General features: G+C 32.0%; 9 protein-coding genes. 6 read left to right on the top strand and 3 right to left on the bottom strand.

What is annotated here, in order from left to right; genetic code table 11:
• The first annotated feature begins 70 nt into the window (after positions 1–70).
• The 3 genes from V9L05_RS00530 to V9L05_RS00520 all read left to right on the top strand — a co-directional run bounded on the left by V9L05_RS00530 (position 71) and on the right by V9L05_RS00520 (position 3,841).
• On the top strand, positions 71–1,315 hold the full coding sequence (locus V9L05_RS00530) for a GTP-binding protein (protein WP_338813950.1): 1,245 nt from the start codon (positions 71–73) through the stop codon (positions 1,313–1,315).
• Between the two features lie 124 nt (positions 1,316–1,439).
• On the top strand, positions 1,440–2,498 hold the full coding sequence (gene metX, locus V9L05_RS00525) for a homoserine O-acetyltransferase (protein ID WP_338813949.1): 1,059 nt from the start codon (positions 1,440–1,442) through the stop codon (positions 2,496–2,498).
• Positions 2,499–2,509: 11 nt separating this feature from the next.
• Positions 2,510–3,841 (top strand): homoserine dehydrogenase, encoded by a 1,332-nt coding sequence (locus tag V9L05_RS00520; protein WP_338813948.1) that lies wholly within the window; start codon positions 2,510–2,512, stop codon positions 3,839–3,841.
• 72 nt (positions 3,842–3,913) lie between these two features.
• Here the strand turns inward: V9L05_RS00520 and V9L05_RS00515 are convergent, their stop codons facing one another.
• Entirely contained in the window at positions 3,914–6,217 is a 2,304-nt protein-coding gene (locus V9L05_RS00515) for a LysM peptidoglycan-binding domain-containing protein (protein WP_338813947.1), read from the bottom strand.
• A gap of 212 nt (positions 6,218–6,429) precedes the next feature.
• Between V9L05_RS00515 and V9L05_RS00510 the strand changes: the two genes are divergently transcribed.
• Complete coding sequence (locus tag V9L05_RS00510) at positions 6,430–7,038, top strand: ATP-binding protein (RefSeq protein ID WP_338813946.1); 609 nt, start codon at positions 6,430–6,432, stop codon at positions 7,036–7,038.
• A 246-nt stretch (positions 7,039–7,284) separates the two neighbouring features.
• The gene (locus V9L05_RS00505; protein WP_338813945.1) at positions 7,285–8,805 is read left to right on the top strand and encodes a T9SS type A sorting domain-containing protein; all 1,521 of its coding nucleotides are present in this window, start codon (positions 7,285–7,287) and stop codon (positions 8,803–8,805) included.
• A 3-nt stretch (positions 8,806–8,808) separates the two neighbouring features.
• Here the strand turns inward: V9L05_RS00505 and V9L05_RS00500 are convergent, their stop codons facing one another.
• Positions 8,809–9,915, bottom strand: a complete 1,107-nt coding sequence (locus V9L05_RS00500; protein WP_338791371.1) for a glucosaminidase domain-containing protein — start codon at positions 9,913–9,915, stop codon at positions 8,809–8,811.
• A gap of 400 nt (positions 9,916–10,315) precedes the next feature.
• On the opposite strand from V9L05_RS00500, the gene V9L05_RS00495 reads away from it, so the two are divergent.
• Positions 10,316–15,481 carry a hypothetical protein gene (locus tag V9L05_RS00495; RefSeq protein WP_338813944.1) on the top strand — a complete coding sequence of 1,722 codons (5,166 nt, stop codon included), beginning with the start codon at positions 10,316–10,318 and terminating at the stop codon, positions 15,479–15,481.
• A gap of 65 nt (positions 15,482–15,546) precedes the next feature.
• Here the strand turns inward: V9L05_RS00495 and V9L05_RS00490 are convergent, their stop codons facing one another.
• On the bottom strand, positions 15,547–17,217 hold the full coding sequence (locus V9L05_RS00490) for an IS1182 family transposase (protein ID WP_338812234.1): 1,671 nt from the start codon (positions 17,215–17,217) through the stop codon (positions 15,547–15,549).
• Positions 17,218–17,227 lie beyond the last annotated feature (10 nt).

Here is a 17,227-nt window from a genome sequence, read left to right as displayed (position 1 = left end):
TCAAAGGGAACAGTTCGGTGTAAATGAAGAATTACTAAAAAAATTACAATTATCTAAATTCAAAAAAACTATGGATATTTTACGATTTATTACGGCAGGAAGCGTAGATGATGGAAAAAGTACACTTATAGGTCGCCTTTTATACGATTCAAAATCTATTCTGACAGACCAATTAGAAGCCATTAGCAAACAATCCAAAAACAAAGAAAATGGAGAAATAGATTTAGCAATTCTTACGGATGGTTTGCGTGCCGAGCGTGAACAAGGAATTACGATAGATGTAGCTTACAAATATTTCTCAACTCCAAAACGCAAATTTATTATTGCTGATGCCCCTGGTCATGTGCAGTACACACGCAATATGGTTACAGGAGCTTCCAACTCTGACCTTGCTATCATTCTGATTGATGCACGCAAAGGTGTTATCGAACAAACTCGTCGTCATTCTTTGATTGCTTCCCTTTTGAATATTCCTCATGTGGTTGTAGCTATCAATAAAATGGATTTAGTGGGTTTTAGCGAAACTGTTTTCAATCAAATAAAAGAAGATTATCAAGCCATACAGGAATCTTTAGGACTTTCAAATGTAGAATTTATTCCTATTTCTGCGCTGAGTGGAGAAAATATTGTTGATAGAAGTGCTGTGGTTATGAATTGGTATCAAGGCGACACATTGCTAGAGTATCTTGAAAATGTAGAAATTAAGCAAAACAAAAATCTTACTCATCCTCGTTTGTCAGTTCAATATGTTTTGCGTCCTCAAAGTGAAGAATTTCATGATTATAGAGGCTATGCAGGAAAAGTAGGAAGTGGAATTTTCAAAAAAGGAGATACTGTTTTGATACAACCTTCTGGAATTCGTACCAAAATAAAAGCAATTGAGCATAACTTAAAGGAAGTACAAGAAGTTTCGGCAGGGCAAAGTGTTGTTTTACATCTTGAAGATGAGATTGATATTAGTAGAGGAGATACGATTGTAGGAGAACAAAATGCTCCAACTGTTACTCAAAATATAGAAAGTCTTTTTTGCTGGATGGATACCAAAGACTTACAAGTTGGAGGGAAATATTTATTACAACACAATAGCCGAACGGTACGTTGTGTAATAAAAAATATTGATTATAAGCTCAATATCAATACATTAGAGAAAGAAACAGGCGCAAAAACAATTCAATTAAATGAAATTGGAAAGTTAGAAATCAAAACAGCGTCGCCTTTAGTTTTTGATTCATACAAAGAATTAAGAACCAATGGAGGAGCAATTTTGATTGATGAAACTACAAATCTAACGGCTGCTGCATTGATTTTACAATAAAAATTACTGTATTCGTAGGGCAAAGGTTTGCCTTTGACTGTATTGATATTCTTGTAAACAACTCAAAATCAAGCCTTTAACCTGCTTTTGAAAATTCTGTCTTTTGTTTTTATAAAATTATTCTATGCTAAATTATTTTGATTCTGATTCTGAATTTGCCTTAGAAAGTGGGCAATCTTTGCCTTTGCTTCGGCTTGCTTATCATACTTTTGGAAAGCTCAATGATAAAAAAGACAATGTCGTTTGGATTTGTCATGCGCTGACGGCAAATAGTAATCCGTTGGAATGGTGGGATATTTTAGTAGGAGAAAACAAGACAATTAACAAAGAAGAACATTTTATTATCTGTGTCAATATTTTGGGTTCGTGTTATGGTTCTACCAATGCACTTTCAGAAAATCCAAAAACAGGACAACGGTTTTATCATGATTTTCCTTTTTTTACCATTCGTGATATTGTAAATGGTATAGATTTACTTAGAAAAGAATTGCAGTCAAAATTAGGGTTTGATAAAATTTGGCTCTGTATCGGTGGTTCTATGGGAGGACAACAAGCGATGGAATGGGCAATAAAAGAACCCAATTTAATCGAAAATTTGGCTCTCATTGCTACCAGTGCAAAACATTCAGCGTGGGGAATTGCCTTTAATTCTACTCAACGTCAAGCAATAGAAAATGATGTTACTTGGGCAGCATCAAATCCAAAAGCAGGATTAAACGGAATGAAAGTCGCCCGAAGCATTGCACTTTTATCGTATCGAAATTATGAAGCCTACAATTTGACGCAAACAAATGATGATGGCAGAACGCAAAATTTTAGTTCAGAATCCTATCAAAAGTATCAAGGCGAAAAATTAGCCCAGCGTTTTGATGCTTTTGCCTATTACAATCTTTCCAAGGCAATGGATTCGCATGATGTTGGAAGAAATAGAGGAGGAGTTGAAAAAGCTCTTTCAAAAATTCAAGCAAAAACAGTTGTGGTAAGCATTACAAATGATGTTTTGTTTCCTTCTGAAGACCAACAACTTTTGGCAAAATATATTCCTAACTCAAGCTATTTTGAAATAAAATCTCCTTACGGACATGATGGTTTTTTGTTGGAAGGAGAAAAACTAGGTGAAATTTTATTAGATAATATTATTCTCAATAAAACCCTAAGAGGCTTCAACACCCTTAGGTTTTAAAAAATACTAATATGAAAAAAACATTAAAAATTGGTTTGTTTGGATTTGGTTGTGTCGGAAAAGGACTCTATGACATTCTTCAAAACAACACCGAAAATACAGGATTTGAAGCACAGATTTTGAAAATTTGTGTAAAAAATAAAGAAAAAAAACGTGAGATAGATTCATCTTTCTTTACCTTCGATAAAAATGAAATTCTAGAAAATGATGAAATAAATCTTGTTGTAGAGCTTATTTCTGATGCAGAAGAGGCCTATCAAATTGTCAGAAAAGCATTGCTAAGTGGTAAAAATGTAGTTACAGCAAACAAAAAAATGCTTGCTCTGCATTTGGAAGAATTAGTAAAGATTCAAAAAGAAACAGGAACTTCTCTTTTGTATGAAGCTGCTGCTTGTGGAAGTATTCCTATTGTCAGAACGTTGGCTGAATATTATGATAATGAGCTTCTATATTCTGTAAGTGGAATTTTTAATGGTTCTTCGAATTATATTTTATCAAAAATTGCTAATGAAAATCTGACTTATGATGTCGCTCTGAGACAAGCACAAGGTTTAGGTTTTGCCGAAGCTGACCCAACACTTGATGTAGCAGGTTTTGACCCAACCTATAAACTTTGTCTTTTGGCTGCACAAGCGTATGGAATTTTTGTAAATCCAGATGAAATACTTAGAATCGGAATTAATAATCTCAAGAAAGAAGATATTGATTTTGCTGCAAATTATAGTAGAAGTAATGATAATAATCAAAAAACTACGAATTTCAAAGTAAAATTAGTAGCTAATATTTTACGTATTCAATCATCAAAAAATAGGAAGATTGAAAATAACCAACTTTTACTTTATGTTTTGCCTACTTTTATTGATGCTGAAAATCCCCTCTATAATGTAGAAAATGAAAATAATGCTGTTTTGGTAGAAGCTGCATTTTCTGATAAACAAACTTTTATAGGAAAAGGAGCAGGAGGACATCCAACAGGCTCAGCAGTTCTTTCAGATATTTCTGCGCTGCGTTATGAGTATCAATATGAATATAGAAAAGTAAAAAATGTCGCTGGCGAGACACCAACAACGACTGAATTTTCATCAACTAGAAAAGCTTTAGCAGAGGTTTATTTGCGTTTTGATGAAAACTTGAGTAAAAAAGAACTTCTTCAAAATATTGATTTTAAAGAAATTTTGATAGAAAATGAAAATTATATTATTGGCAAAATTCTTTTATCAGAACTTTTTGAAAAACGTAATTTTATAGAAGAAAATCAAATTTTTGTGGCAATTAGTGGAAATGTAGAAGCTACCAATGAAGAAAAACAAGAAAAAGAAACAACAATTTCTGAGAGTTATTGAAAATAATTTACCAAAAAAAATAGCCATTTTGTTATAAACAAAATGGCTATTTTTTGTACAAAAACTTGAGAATTATTTTATTCCTATAATCAATTTTTCTCCTTCATAGACCAAATCGCCTTGACGATTATTCCATTCTCTTACTTGTGCCGTTGAAAGATTGTATTTCTGAGCAATAGAAAAAAGTGTTTCTCCTTTTGCTACACTATGATAATCATAATTTACTCTCGTTGTAGCATCAGTAGTTATATTTTGTTTTGTCTGTGAAGAAATTGCAGTATCGTTATTTGCCATTTGCAAAACTCCCTCATTCACAATCATTTTCTTGCCCACAGGAAGGTCAATTACAGTTGTTTCTAACTTATTCCACTTCCAAATATTAGCCACAGGAACACCATATTTTTCACTCAAATTATATACATTTTCATTTGGCTGAACAGCATGAAAACCTGCACCATAATACTCTACTGGATAGACTGTTGCTGTTGCTTGATTTTTTGTTTCTTCTACAACAGTTACAGTAGTTTTTGGCTTCGAAACAAAAAGTGTATCCCCTTTATAAATTGTTCCATTTGCAGGAATTTTTGGATTCCACGCCATCATTTCTTTTGTAGTTATATTAAATTTTTGAGCAATTTTGCCAAGCATATCTTGTGGCTTTACCACATAAATTTCTGCTTTTGTTTCTATCTCTTCAATTTTGGTTTTTATTGTGTCTGTATTTACCATTGCAACCTCAAATCCCATAGCATCATAACCTTTTGTGCCTGCCTTGTCAGGATTTCCTCCAATCTTTATAATTTCTTCTCTAGTAAGTGTAGAAGGGTTTGTTTTAACTTGACTAGAACCAGTATTTACTTGATTGACTCCATTACTAATTGCAGGGTCAATCAAAGTAGGGTCTTTAAATTCTGAGCCTCCTGCTGCTGTTGCATTATTTCCACTAGAATTATTAGTAGAATTATTTTTTTCTATTTCAACTCTAGAACCTGCTGGAACTGCCAAACTAGATTTAAGAATAATCTTATCTCCTACATCAATATTATCTCCTACAATAAATCCATTCCAACGAATTACATCTTTTGGATTCAAATTATATTTTCTTGCAATCGACCAAAGAGTTTCATCTTTTTCTACAATATGATAATCTGAATTTTTAGTAGTGAGAGAAGGCTCAACTGGACGAAAATCTTGCTGAGGAGTAGGCAAGAGTACACCTGAAGAATCTAAAAAAGTTACAAATTCTCCATTTGCATTTTGCTTGACGACTACTTTCTTGTCTGATGAATTAGTTGTTTTTGTATCTGTTTTTTCGGTAACTAAACTTCCCTCATAGACTTTATCTTCTTTGCTGATATTTGGCTGACTAACAATAAGTTTTTGCCCAGTATAAGTAGTATAATCAGGTAAATTATTCCATTCTTTTAGTTTTGACATTACTACATTATATTTTTTAGAGATGTCATACAAACTTTCTGCTTCTGCTACAGTATGATACTTCACAACATTAGTAGTAGTGGTTTCTGCATTTTTCTTAGCGTCTGTTTTTTCTGTAATAATAACTCCGTCTGTGCCTTTATCATTATCAAATTCAGCGAAAGAACCTTGCTCTGAAGTAGTGGTTTTAGTTGGATTATTATTTTCAGTTTTTACAACTGTTGTAGTGGTTGCATTATTTTTCTCATTATTATCTACTCCAGCTAATTCTGTCTTTTTGAGTTCTTCCCATTCTGCCATTAGTTCTGGGTCTGCTGCTGTTTCTTCTTCCTCGCTTTCATCAAAACTTGCCACAATTGGAGTAACATCTCTTACTTCGACAGGAATTCTTTTAGGTCTTTTAGTCTGAATCCATAGAACTCGTCCTACTTTTACTTTATCATCTTCATCCAAACGATTATATTTCAATAAATATTTGTAACGCATTGCATATTTTTGAGAAACATCCCAAAGAGTTTCTTTATCCATCAATACATGTGTAGCAACATCTTTAGCTCTATTTCCTTTTTCTTGAAGATAATAAACTTGTCCTGTTTTGATGGCATCAGTAGGTTTCATGTCATTCCAATCCAAAAAGTCAGTAACCTCTATGCCAGCAGCATGAGCCATTTCACTTAAAAAATTACCTGAAAGAGCTACCATTCCTTTACGTTCATTAATGGTTGCAAAAACATATTTCTTGCCTTCAATAAGACGTTCTTGTCTGTCTACTATTTTTGGATAAATATCTTTCTCAATAACTAAAGTAGTATCTAAAGGAGAAGAAGCCCAAGAAAAAACAGGAAAACTGCTACCTACAAAAATAATCAAAAACAAAATAATTAGAGTTTGATGTCTATAGGGATTTTTTAAAAAATAGTTTGAAAAATAATACTGCATAAGACTTAAATTTATAGTTTTATTTAGTGAATGGCTAAGGAGCAAACTAATACTGTAAGTAAAAACTATCAGTTTGGCTTTTTGTTAATTTGGTTTTACTCTTTAAAAAAAGATGATTTTTTGAGAAAAATCCATAAAAATAATTTAGTATTTTTATTGAGATTCAATTTGGTTATAAACTCAATAAAATAAAAATAGATTCAACAATTTACATGAAAGATAATCAATTTAAACAAAAAAGTACAACAATTACTAGACCTAGTAACGAAAATCCTAAAAGTATAGTTGTTTTTGGGGCAGAATCTTCTGGAAAATCTACATTGACAAAAGAACTAGAAAACTATTATGGGGTATTTTCAAATCCTGAATTTTCAAGATTATATTTAGATATAAAAATGAAATATGCAAAGTATGAGGATACAAATTCACTTACTTTTGATGATGTAGAGCCGATTGCAATAGGGCAGCTTTGTAGTGAAAATCAAATAAAAAATCTAGCTATTTCGCACAACAATTCTTTCTATTTTTTAGATACAAATTTGCTAACTACTTATGTATATTCAAAATATATTTACAAAAGAGTTCCTTTTTGGTTAGATAAAGCTATTCAAAATCAACTCTATTCACACTATCTTTTATTAAAACCCAACACAAAGTGGGAGTTTGATAAACAAAGAGCAAACGAAGAAGGAAGGCAGTTTTTTTATAAAAAAATGAAGCAAGAATTAGAAAAAAGAAACATTGAGTACTCTGAAATTGGAGAACTTAATGATAAAAGACTTGAAGAAGCTATTAAAATTATTGATTACTATAATAAATAACATAATTTAATACCTAATTTTTAGTAGAGATAAAAATAGAAAATACTAGTTTTATTGGTTTATAGTATATATATCAAATGACCAGTAAAAGCAATATTTTTTTTAAAACAATGTATCTGATATACAGATTTATGCGTTATTTTACTATTACTCTTACTTTTATGTAAATCTGCATATCTTTGTAACTTAGAATAATTCAAAAAACTATATTTAATTAATTAAGTTAATTAAAATACCATTCCAACTATGAAACTATTTTACTACTTATTACTTTTTATTCCTTTATCTTTAATTTCTTCACAAGTTTCTGCTCAATGCACAGGTTGTGATAGAATCATTTCAACAAATGTTAGTTTTTCGGTTGCTTCTGGTGAAAAAGTTTGTCTTACTTTTACTGGTACTTTTACTGGAAATATTGATTTTTCTGGGAACGGAACTCTTTGTGTCTCTTCAAATACAACAGTTTCTAATTCAATAAATATGAATTTGAATGGAACTAACAATAGTTTTGAAAATTATGGAACTTGGAATAAAAATTTAAACCTAGGTAATAATAATAGTTTTAATAATTTTGGGAATTTTTCAGTAGGCTCACTTACTGTTGGAAACAACAGTGTTTTTACAAGTACAACTGATGTAACAGTTACAGGAAATACACAAAATGATAATAATGGAACTATCAATATAACAGGAGATTTCTCTACTGGTAATTATACAGGAGGAAATAATTCAGTTTTGAATGTAGGTGGAGATATGGATGCCATAAATATAACGACAGGTGGAGATGTCGTAATAGGAGGAACAACTTCTGCTGTAAATGTAACTAATAATAGTGGTGGCTCTATTGTATTTGGTTCTGGAGGAACAATTTCTGGAGCCGTACAAAATAATGGAGATATGGAGTTTGGTGGAGATACTACTATTGGAGGAAGTTTTACTAATAATGGTAATGGCAATATAACGGTTGACAACTCAGTTGTGTCAGTAGGAGGAGCTTTTGCAAATAATGGTGATATAGTAGCTCTAGGAAGTTGTGGTAGAATCAATATTGCAGGTTCTTCAGTAAATAATGGCAGTGGAAATGTAGGCACAGATGGTAGTAATGTAGATATTTGTGATACTTCATCTAGCAATGGAGGAAGTTTTGATTCAAATGGAGGAAATATAGGACCAAATGTATCTAACTGTACTTGTGTGCCAACAATTTTACCAATTACACTTAGCTCATTTACAGCTAATAAAGAAACTAATAACAGTATTTACATAAACTGGGAAACAGTGTTTGAATTGGATAATCAATATTTTCAGATAGAACGCTCATTTTCGGGAACTGATTTTAAAATAATTACTCAAGTTTCATCTCAAAACAATAATCAAGAACCCAACAAAGAGAGGAAATATTCTTTTATAGATAATCTTACAGATAATACTTTAAGTATAATCTCATCAAATAAAAATATTTATTATCGTTTGAAACAAATAGATAGAAATGGCAATTTTACTTATTCTCCTGTCGTGGTTGTACAGGTAGAAAAGAATGATACTAAAGAAATAAAACTTGTGTCTTTTCATAATGAATGGAAATTTGTCTTACAAAATCCAGTTCAAGTAAAAATTTATTCTAGTATAGGTGTTTTGAAGGGAATACATAATTTGAATCAAAATCAGAATATAATTTCAGTTTCTAGTCTTTCAAAAGGAATGTATATTTTGCATATTCAAGATAGTAAAACAAGTAAAATGACTGTTTTGAAAGTAGTTAGATAAAAATTAATAATCTAATAAATCAAGATTATATCTCTTGATAATTTTCTTCAAAAGCTCACCATAAATAGGAGAGGTTGCATAACCTACACCCCCATATTTGGTAGAACCAATTTTGTCAGCCCAATCTTCATAGTTTTTTCCTTTTGTAAATAAGGGAGAATAACGTTTGCTTTCATTCAAAAAAATGGAATGCGCTCTAAATGATTCCCAAGGCGAAGTATAATCAGCAAAGCTATCTTTTATCAGACATTTATAAAGTGTTTTTCCATCTTTCTGAATAATTTTCGAACTTACTATCTTACTTTTATTGGCTTTATATTCTGCTGCTGTATAATATTCTGTTGTAGTTATAGCTTTTGTTTTTCCTCTTTTATCTTTTATTCCAAAATAATTATTATTCACAATTCGCTGTCCATAAGCTGTTTCTAAGGCAGATTGAGCCAATTTTATAGAAGCAGGAACGTGGTATTTTGCTTGTTCCATGAGTGCTGTTTCAAATTTTTTAAGATCTTTTGTTCCTGTAAAGTATGCCATTACATGAGGCTCTACCTTGGTTTGATTAAAAACAACAGTAATAAATGCTTCACTCAGTTTCTGATTTAATTCTATCATTTTTTTATCACTAAGTTGTTCTAAGCGAGATACTTGATTGTCTATAAGTGCTTCACTAATTAGGGTGTGTTTTACCTTCAAAAAATTCTTTCGTTTGTCTTCTGTTTCTGTTTTTGAAATAGAATTACTTTTTGATAAATGCTTATAGCCATAATCTACAACATCATTATATTCTACATCATCATTGTCTATATTATCAGTATTTGTATCTGAACTAGTCTCTTTATTTAATCCTTCTCCTTCTAAATATTCTTTTGTAGCATTTTCTGTAAGTGTGCTAGTCTGAGCAAGTTGTGTGTCATCTTTTCCTGACATCAGAATAGAAACTTGTAAAACAGCTATAATACTAAAAATACCAATTAATGCAAATACTAGTCTATTGTTTAATTGAATAACAAGTGTAAGTATATTATTTTCCTTTTTAAATGGAATTTTTATTTGAATGGATTTAGAGTAAACAGGACGAGTAGCCCATTTTTTAAAAGGTGTTGGTAACATTTTGATATAATTTTTAAGCTATTGGTTGAATTTGGTTTTTAACTATTACTATTGGTGTAGAAGAAATATACTTTCATACTTTCAGGTACTCTATAATTATCATAGTAATCATAAATATCACTTGCTAATCAAACATATAATAATCAATTAGACTGTAAATTTAACGAAAAGATGTTAGTTTTTCGTTCCTTTCTAAAAGACAAAGAAAGATGAACAAAACTAAATCTCTGATAAGACTTCAATTACTTTTAACAAAAAAAAGCCTTTCGTATCTTTGGAAGAGTTATTTTTTTCTAAAAAAAATACGTATTTTTCATATTCTTGCCAAACTAATAATTACAAATCCAAATCTATGCTAATTTTAAAAAAATTACTACTACGAGCTGAATCAAACAATAGAATGCGAAAACCAGTCAGTTTGTCTGTTTTTCTGCTTCTGACAATCATTTCTTTTGCAAGTCAGGCACAAAGACATTTTAATGATGAGAAGAATTTTGTGCAAGACATGCGACAAGTTATTGAAAGAAAATCCCAACCTACTACTTTAGAAATTGCTGATGGAGTGGCTGCGCTTTGGGAGAGTGGAATGTCAGAAGAACAAAAAAATTTGTTATTCAAAGTGGCAAAAGATATGTATAAACGAAATTATCCTACAAACCCAACTTCAGAAGATTTCTATGCCTGTATTGTGTATGGAAGAAAAAATGGAAGACTGACTGATGAGCTTCTGACTTCTTTTTTGAAAGTTGCTGACACAACTGTTTTGGAAGCTTCGATAGGTGTAGCAACTAATTTTTATAGAATAACACGTCTTTATCTAACAGAAAATAAATTATATAAATATAGAGAAACAAGTGGAGTAACTGTAGAAGGAAATAATAATTTTTCTTTTGGATATGGAAGAGAAGCTGCTGTTCCTGAAAGTGCCGTCGAACTGCCTGCTGATATAACAGAAATTATTGAAAGTAAAACAGACACAGAAACAAAACAAGAAGAGAAAAAAGAAACAGCAGAAGATTTAGGTTGGGGGGAAACTGAAACCAAGACAGATAATGATGGTTGGGCAAATGATGGTTGGGATACAAGTTGGGAAGAAGAAAATACAGGAGATGTAAAACCTGACCCAAATGTTTGGGGAAGTCCTGATGAATGGGGTTCTGGAGGAGATTGGGGAGATACAGGAAGTGAAACCGACCAAACAAAGAAAAAAAATGATATAAAACTTGAAGCAGCTGTAAAACCTAATGTGGTTTATGATTATAATGCTGTTTCTGAAAAACTCCCTCTTGCAGGTCCTTATATGAATTTGGATAACATTACTTTTACTATCCAAACGCCAAATGATACAGTACAAATAAAAAATACAACAGGACAGGTAGTGTTTGCAGAAGCAGCTTTTACAGGTGAAGGAGGACGTTTTGATTGGGGCGTTTTGCCTGATGTTTATGGAGAATTTACTAAGTTTAGTTTTGTAGTACAAAAACCAGAAATAAAAGCAGAAGAATTCAAATTACATTATGGAAGCTATGTCGATTCTGCCGTGGTAGGACAGTTTGATTATTTTGCTTCTCGTACAAACAACAAGGAAAATCCATTATATCCAAGGTTCACATCTTATAAGAGTGATATTGAAGTAAAAGGATTTTTGAAAGATATTATTTATCAAGGAGGCTTTTCACTAATAGGAAAAAAAATAATTTCTAAATCGCTAGGTGGAGGAGCATCTTCTATACGATTAGAACAAGAGGGAAAAGTGCGTTTCAAATCTACTTCAAGAGAAAGTTATGTTTTTAGTGAACACGCTGTTACAAATCGTCTTTCTCAATTAGTCATTTATACAACAGACAAAGACTCCTTAGCACACCAAGGTGTAAAGCTACGTTATGATGATGAAAGCGAACAGCTTTTAGCTCGTAGAGATAGACAACTTTTCAAATATGCTCCTTTTATAGATTCTTATCATGATGTGAGTATTTCGGCTGATTATGCAAGTTGGGATATAAAATCAGATACCATGAATATGTATAGTTTGGCAGGTCGTGGTGCTGTTATGTCAGCTTATGAAGCTGCTAGTAGAAATGTATCCAAGAGAGATTCTATTCTCAAACAGATTGATTTTGTAACCGTTACTTCAAATGCTTATTTCAATGAATATGAGCTTAGGTCTGTTCAGGGAATGTATCCTTTCAACCCTTTAGTGATGGCTTGGGCATATATTACACAGAGAAAACCATTTGGACTTTCTTTTACAAGTGCAGATTTGGCAAATCATTTTAAACAAAAACCTGTGCATGTAAAAAGTTCAATGCGTGATATGGCAGGTGCTGGTTTTGTAGAATATGATGAAGCTGCCGATTGGGTTACCATGACTCAAAAAGGAGTGCTATACGCAAGAGCTAATTTGCCAACAACTAGCCGATTACGTTCTGATTATGACCAAATTAGGCTCTCTTCTTTAGGTACAAATAGTGATAACCTCACCTATTATTTTGAAAATAATGAACTTAAAGTAAGAGGGGTAGAAGAGGTATTATACAGTAATGCAAAGGTAGATTCAGTAAATTACTACGCTGTAAAAGCAAAACCTGTTGATAAGCAAGTAATTATTAAAGAAAATAGAAATATGACTGTCAATGGACAAGTGGCAGCTAAAAACTTTATCTTTAATGGAGAAGGATTCGAATTTGATTATAAAGATTTTAAGTTTGATATGGAAAAAATTGACTCTATGCAGTTTTTTGTTGATGGAGATACCATGCCAAATAGTTTTAAAGATGTATCAGGAACATTTTCGATCAACCTTCCTTACAACAAAGCAGGAGTATATGACCAACAACGATTTAAAGATTCTCAGCGTTATCCTCTTTTTAATACTACTTCTGGAGGAACAGTTCGTTTTGGTGGAAGTGAAGTAATGGGAGGAGCATATAGCGATTCGACAGTTCGTTTTGATGTAGATAACTTTACGTTAGATAGTTTGGCAAAAAGAAAACCAGAAGATTTACGCTTTGGTGGAACATTCAATACACCAATTTTTGATAAATTCAAAGAACCAATACGAGTAATGCCTGACAAATCACTTGGTTTTACACACAATGTAAATGACCCACAACATGCAGATGGAATGTCTTTGTATGGAGGAAAAGGAAAGTTGCTTACAGGAAAGGTAGTAGTCAGTAATAGTGGTATTCGTGCAGGTAGTGAGCGATATATTCAAGATATTGAAGAAAACTCTAAGAAAAATGTCAAGACAAAAGACTTAACAGAAGAAGAAACAATAGATAATACACCAGCCAAAATAACATATCTAGCTGCCGAGCTAAACTCAAATGATTTTATCTTTTTTGCTGATTCTGCTACTTCAAAAGGAGAGTTTGCAGCAAAATTAGCTACTTCAAAAGGTAAAATAAATGCTGTTACTATTGATGATGCTATGTTTCCACAAGTAGAATTAGAAAATTATCGAATGAAATGGCTACCAAAACAAGATAGTATGATGCTTTCTACAACAGACCAACCTTTCCGAATGTATAAAGGAGAAAGTGGAACGCTAAAAGAAGCAAATTATACAGGAACATTAGCTCTTACTCCATTAGGCTTGAAGGGATATGGAACAGTAGAAACACAAGATGCCATCATTGAATCCGAATTATTTGCTTTTGAAACCACTCGTGTTTTTGGACGTGAATCAGATTTTCAGATTAAATCTTTAACTGATACAACCATGCCAGCAGTTGCAGCAAAAAATGTGAAATTTGAGTATGATATTTTAGCTACTCCTCGTACTGCTACCATTACTTCTGAAGTTTTGGGTGAGCAAGTTTTTGATTTTCCAAGCTTAAAATACAAAACTTCACTGGCAACAGGATATTGGAATGCAGATGCTCAAACAGTAGCTTTTCGCTTAGACGAAACAGGAGATATTAGCAAACAATATTTTGTTTCTACTGCTCCAGAGCAAGACAGTTTGAATTTTAGAGCTGCTTTTGCTAATTATCATATTCCTAGTGGTAACTTAACGATTGGTGGAGTACCTTATATTTTGGTAGTAGATACAGAAATTTATCCAAGAGAAGGAAATGTTACCATTCGTGAAAATGCTAAAATGGATAAGCTAGAAGATGCCGAACTCGTAATTAATTATATCAATAAATACCACAAACTGACAGAAGGTAATGTAGATATTCTTTCTAAAAATGAGTATCAAGGTGAAGCTATTCTAAACTATGACAACGGAACAGATAAAATTCAATATCTACGACTGAATAATTATGGTAAACAAGTAATTAAAGAAGAAGATTTGCCTGATAGCTTACGCAAAACAGATATTGCAGAAAAACTTATTGGTACAGAAGGAACTATCTCAGTTACAACTATCGAAGAACAAGATGATGTCATTGATGATACTGATTTTATCTATTCAGAAGGTAAGCAGTTTAGAGGAGAAGTAACTCTAAAGGCTTGGCTTTCAGAATTAGAATTCAATGGACAAGCAAGACTTGTAATTGATGGTGTGCCTCAAACAGGTTGGTTTCCTTTGGTAAGTGCAGCTTATGTAGATGCAAAATCTAAGAAAGCACAAAAAATTGCAGCAGCAGGTTCATCAGAACTAATTAAAGACCAAAAAATTGGAGGTCAGCCTGCATTTACAGGAATTTATTTGAGCGAAGAAGGTTTATTTGTTCCTGTAATGCAGGAAGATATTCCTAAATCAGAACCTATACTATTAGGAGAAGGACAAGTAAAAGTAAAACCTGAAGAAAAATCAATTTTGATTATTTCTGAAGAAAGAGCCAAATCATCTGAAATTGAAGATGGAAACTCTTTTAAAGCCAGCAAAACATTAGGAACAGCTGAGTTTGATGGAAAACTATTGTTGTTTAAAAGCAATCAAAGAGCGCAAGTAGATGTTTCAGGTGTTGGAAAAGCAAACTTCCAAAACAAACAATATACAATTGATGCAATGGCAAGTATTAATATAGAATCAAAAGGAGATGCACTTTCATTTATGAGAGATGATTTAAATTCGTTTGTAGAGGAAAATAGAGAACGCCTAAAACTTGAGCCTACTGTAAACAAATCAAAAAACACGCTTCTCAAAATTGCAGGACAAGCAGGCGCAAAAGAAGCTCAAAACTTCCAAAAACGATTTGCTCCAAATGATTATGGTATTGCAGACGTAATCAGTAAAACAATTGTTCTCTCAGATGTAACAATGAACTGGTCGCCTGATGAACAGACTTTTTATAGTGTAGGTGATATTGGTTTGGCTGCCATCTTAAAAGAAGAAATTGATGTCAAAACAACAGGTTATTTTGAAATTCCACAGACAGGCAGTAGAGATGAGTTTACACTTTATTTTGAACTTGACCCAGATAAATGGTATTACTTTCAGTTTGACGGACGTACACTCAAAACACTTTCTTCAAATGAAGAATATAATACTCTAATTACAGATCCAAAAGCAAAAGATAAATTTGATTTGGCTGATAGAGCAGAAGTAGATGAGTTTATGGCTCGTTTTAGAGGTGTTTATCCAGCAACACCTTCTATTCCTCTAAAATAGATTTTAAATAACTTCTTTGATAAATAAAGCAAAAAAAGAGGCTGTCCGAAAAGGTCAGCCTCTTTTTATGCAGCTATTTTTTGTAATTCTTCTTTTTGGTTGATTTTTTTGATGATGCAAACAAATTTTGTCTTTTGGTGATTTTTTTGAGTATAAAAAAAGGTGCAAAAAGATGATTTTTTAGAATTGAAAGTATTTTTTAGCTTATCGGCAGTTTTTGCCACCATTTTTCTAAAATTATGTCCAAGAGCCATCAATAGAAACTCCATTTCTACTTTTACTAATCCCTTAAAAGTAAATCGATTAAACTTATTATTATATTTGAGATGCCCAAAAACAGCTTCTACTTCTATAGGGCGTTTACTGCGCTGCTCTAATCCTTTCTCACTAGTTAGTAAATTTCTAGCTTTCTCTTTTAGTTGGTTTAAACGATGATTCACTTGTATTATTCTATTGCCTTCAGCTTTATGACATAAATTGCGAAGAGGACAATCTTGACACCTTTTTGCTTGATAATAAGATACTTGCGATTCGTATCCATTACTTGAAGTACGTTTTCCATCTCTTATTTTCTTCATTCTTTGCCCCATCGGACAGACATAAAAATCTAATTCTTTGTTGTAAAATAAATTCTGAACTAAAAAAGGATTATTTTTCATTTTCCTTTTTTGCTCTTTATGGAAATAATTGTACTTAACGTAGGCAGTAATTTCTTTTTTTTCAAGTAATTCATAATTTTCTTCACTTCCATAACCTGCATCAGCTACTACTTCTTTACTTTGTTTATTGTACTGATTTTCAAATCCTTCTAAATGAGAGGATAAAGTGGTGGTATCTCCTGCCGTTTGATGAATAGAAACGTGGGTAATAAATTGATTTTCTGTGGACACTTGAGCATTATAAGTAGGTTTGAGTTGTCCATTTTTCATGTGATCTTCTTTCATCCGCATAAAAGTAGCATCCGTATCTGTTTTACTATACGAGTTTCTACAACCTAAAATTTTCAGAGACTCTTCATATTTACTTAATCTAGGAAGATATTCATCTTGCATTTTTTTTAGTTCTCTTGCCTGTTGTTTACTCGGTTCTTTTAGTTTTTTATTGATTTGAGCGAGTTTTTCTTTTAATAATTCTGAATCTAATGGAGTAGATACTTCTTCTTTATTTTCTTCTTGATTATCTGATTGAATACTACTTTCAATATCAGATAAAATTTTATTTACTTTAGTTTCTAACTTTTCTTTATTTTTTTCAATACTACCACGCCAAACAAAAGTATAACGATTAGAACAAGCCTCTATTTTTGTTCCATCAATATATTGAACATCAAGACTTACATAACCCATTTCAACCAACATTTTAACAACTTCTCCAAATAAACGATGAATGTGTGCCTTCAAAATTTTACCTCTAAAGTCATTAATTGTTCTAAAATCTGGTGTAGAATTGCCTGATAAATACATAAAATGAATATTCTCCCCAAGAGCTTTAGCTATTTTACGACAAGAATAAATATTGGATAAATAAGAATAGAATAGCACTTTAACGAGCATTCTTGGATGATAAGCTGAACAACCTCCACCTTTGTATTGAGAAATCAAATCGCTAATATCCAATGAATCAACCACCTTTTCAACTAAACGAACAGGATGGTGAGCTGGAATTTTGTCAAATATATTGACAGGAAAAAGTTCGGGCTGCTTACCACTTTGGTTTTTGAAAACTACTTTTGCCATAGGCTATATA

The sequence above is a fragment of the Bernardetia sp. Wsw4-3y2 genome (genome assembly GCF_037126295.1).
Classification (GTDB): Bacteria; Bacteroidota; Bacteroidia; order Cytophagales; family Bernardetiaceae; genus Bernardetia.
The sequence above is the reverse complement of the archived record's forward strand: the minus strand, read 5'-3'. Positions and strand labels throughout refer to the sequence as shown.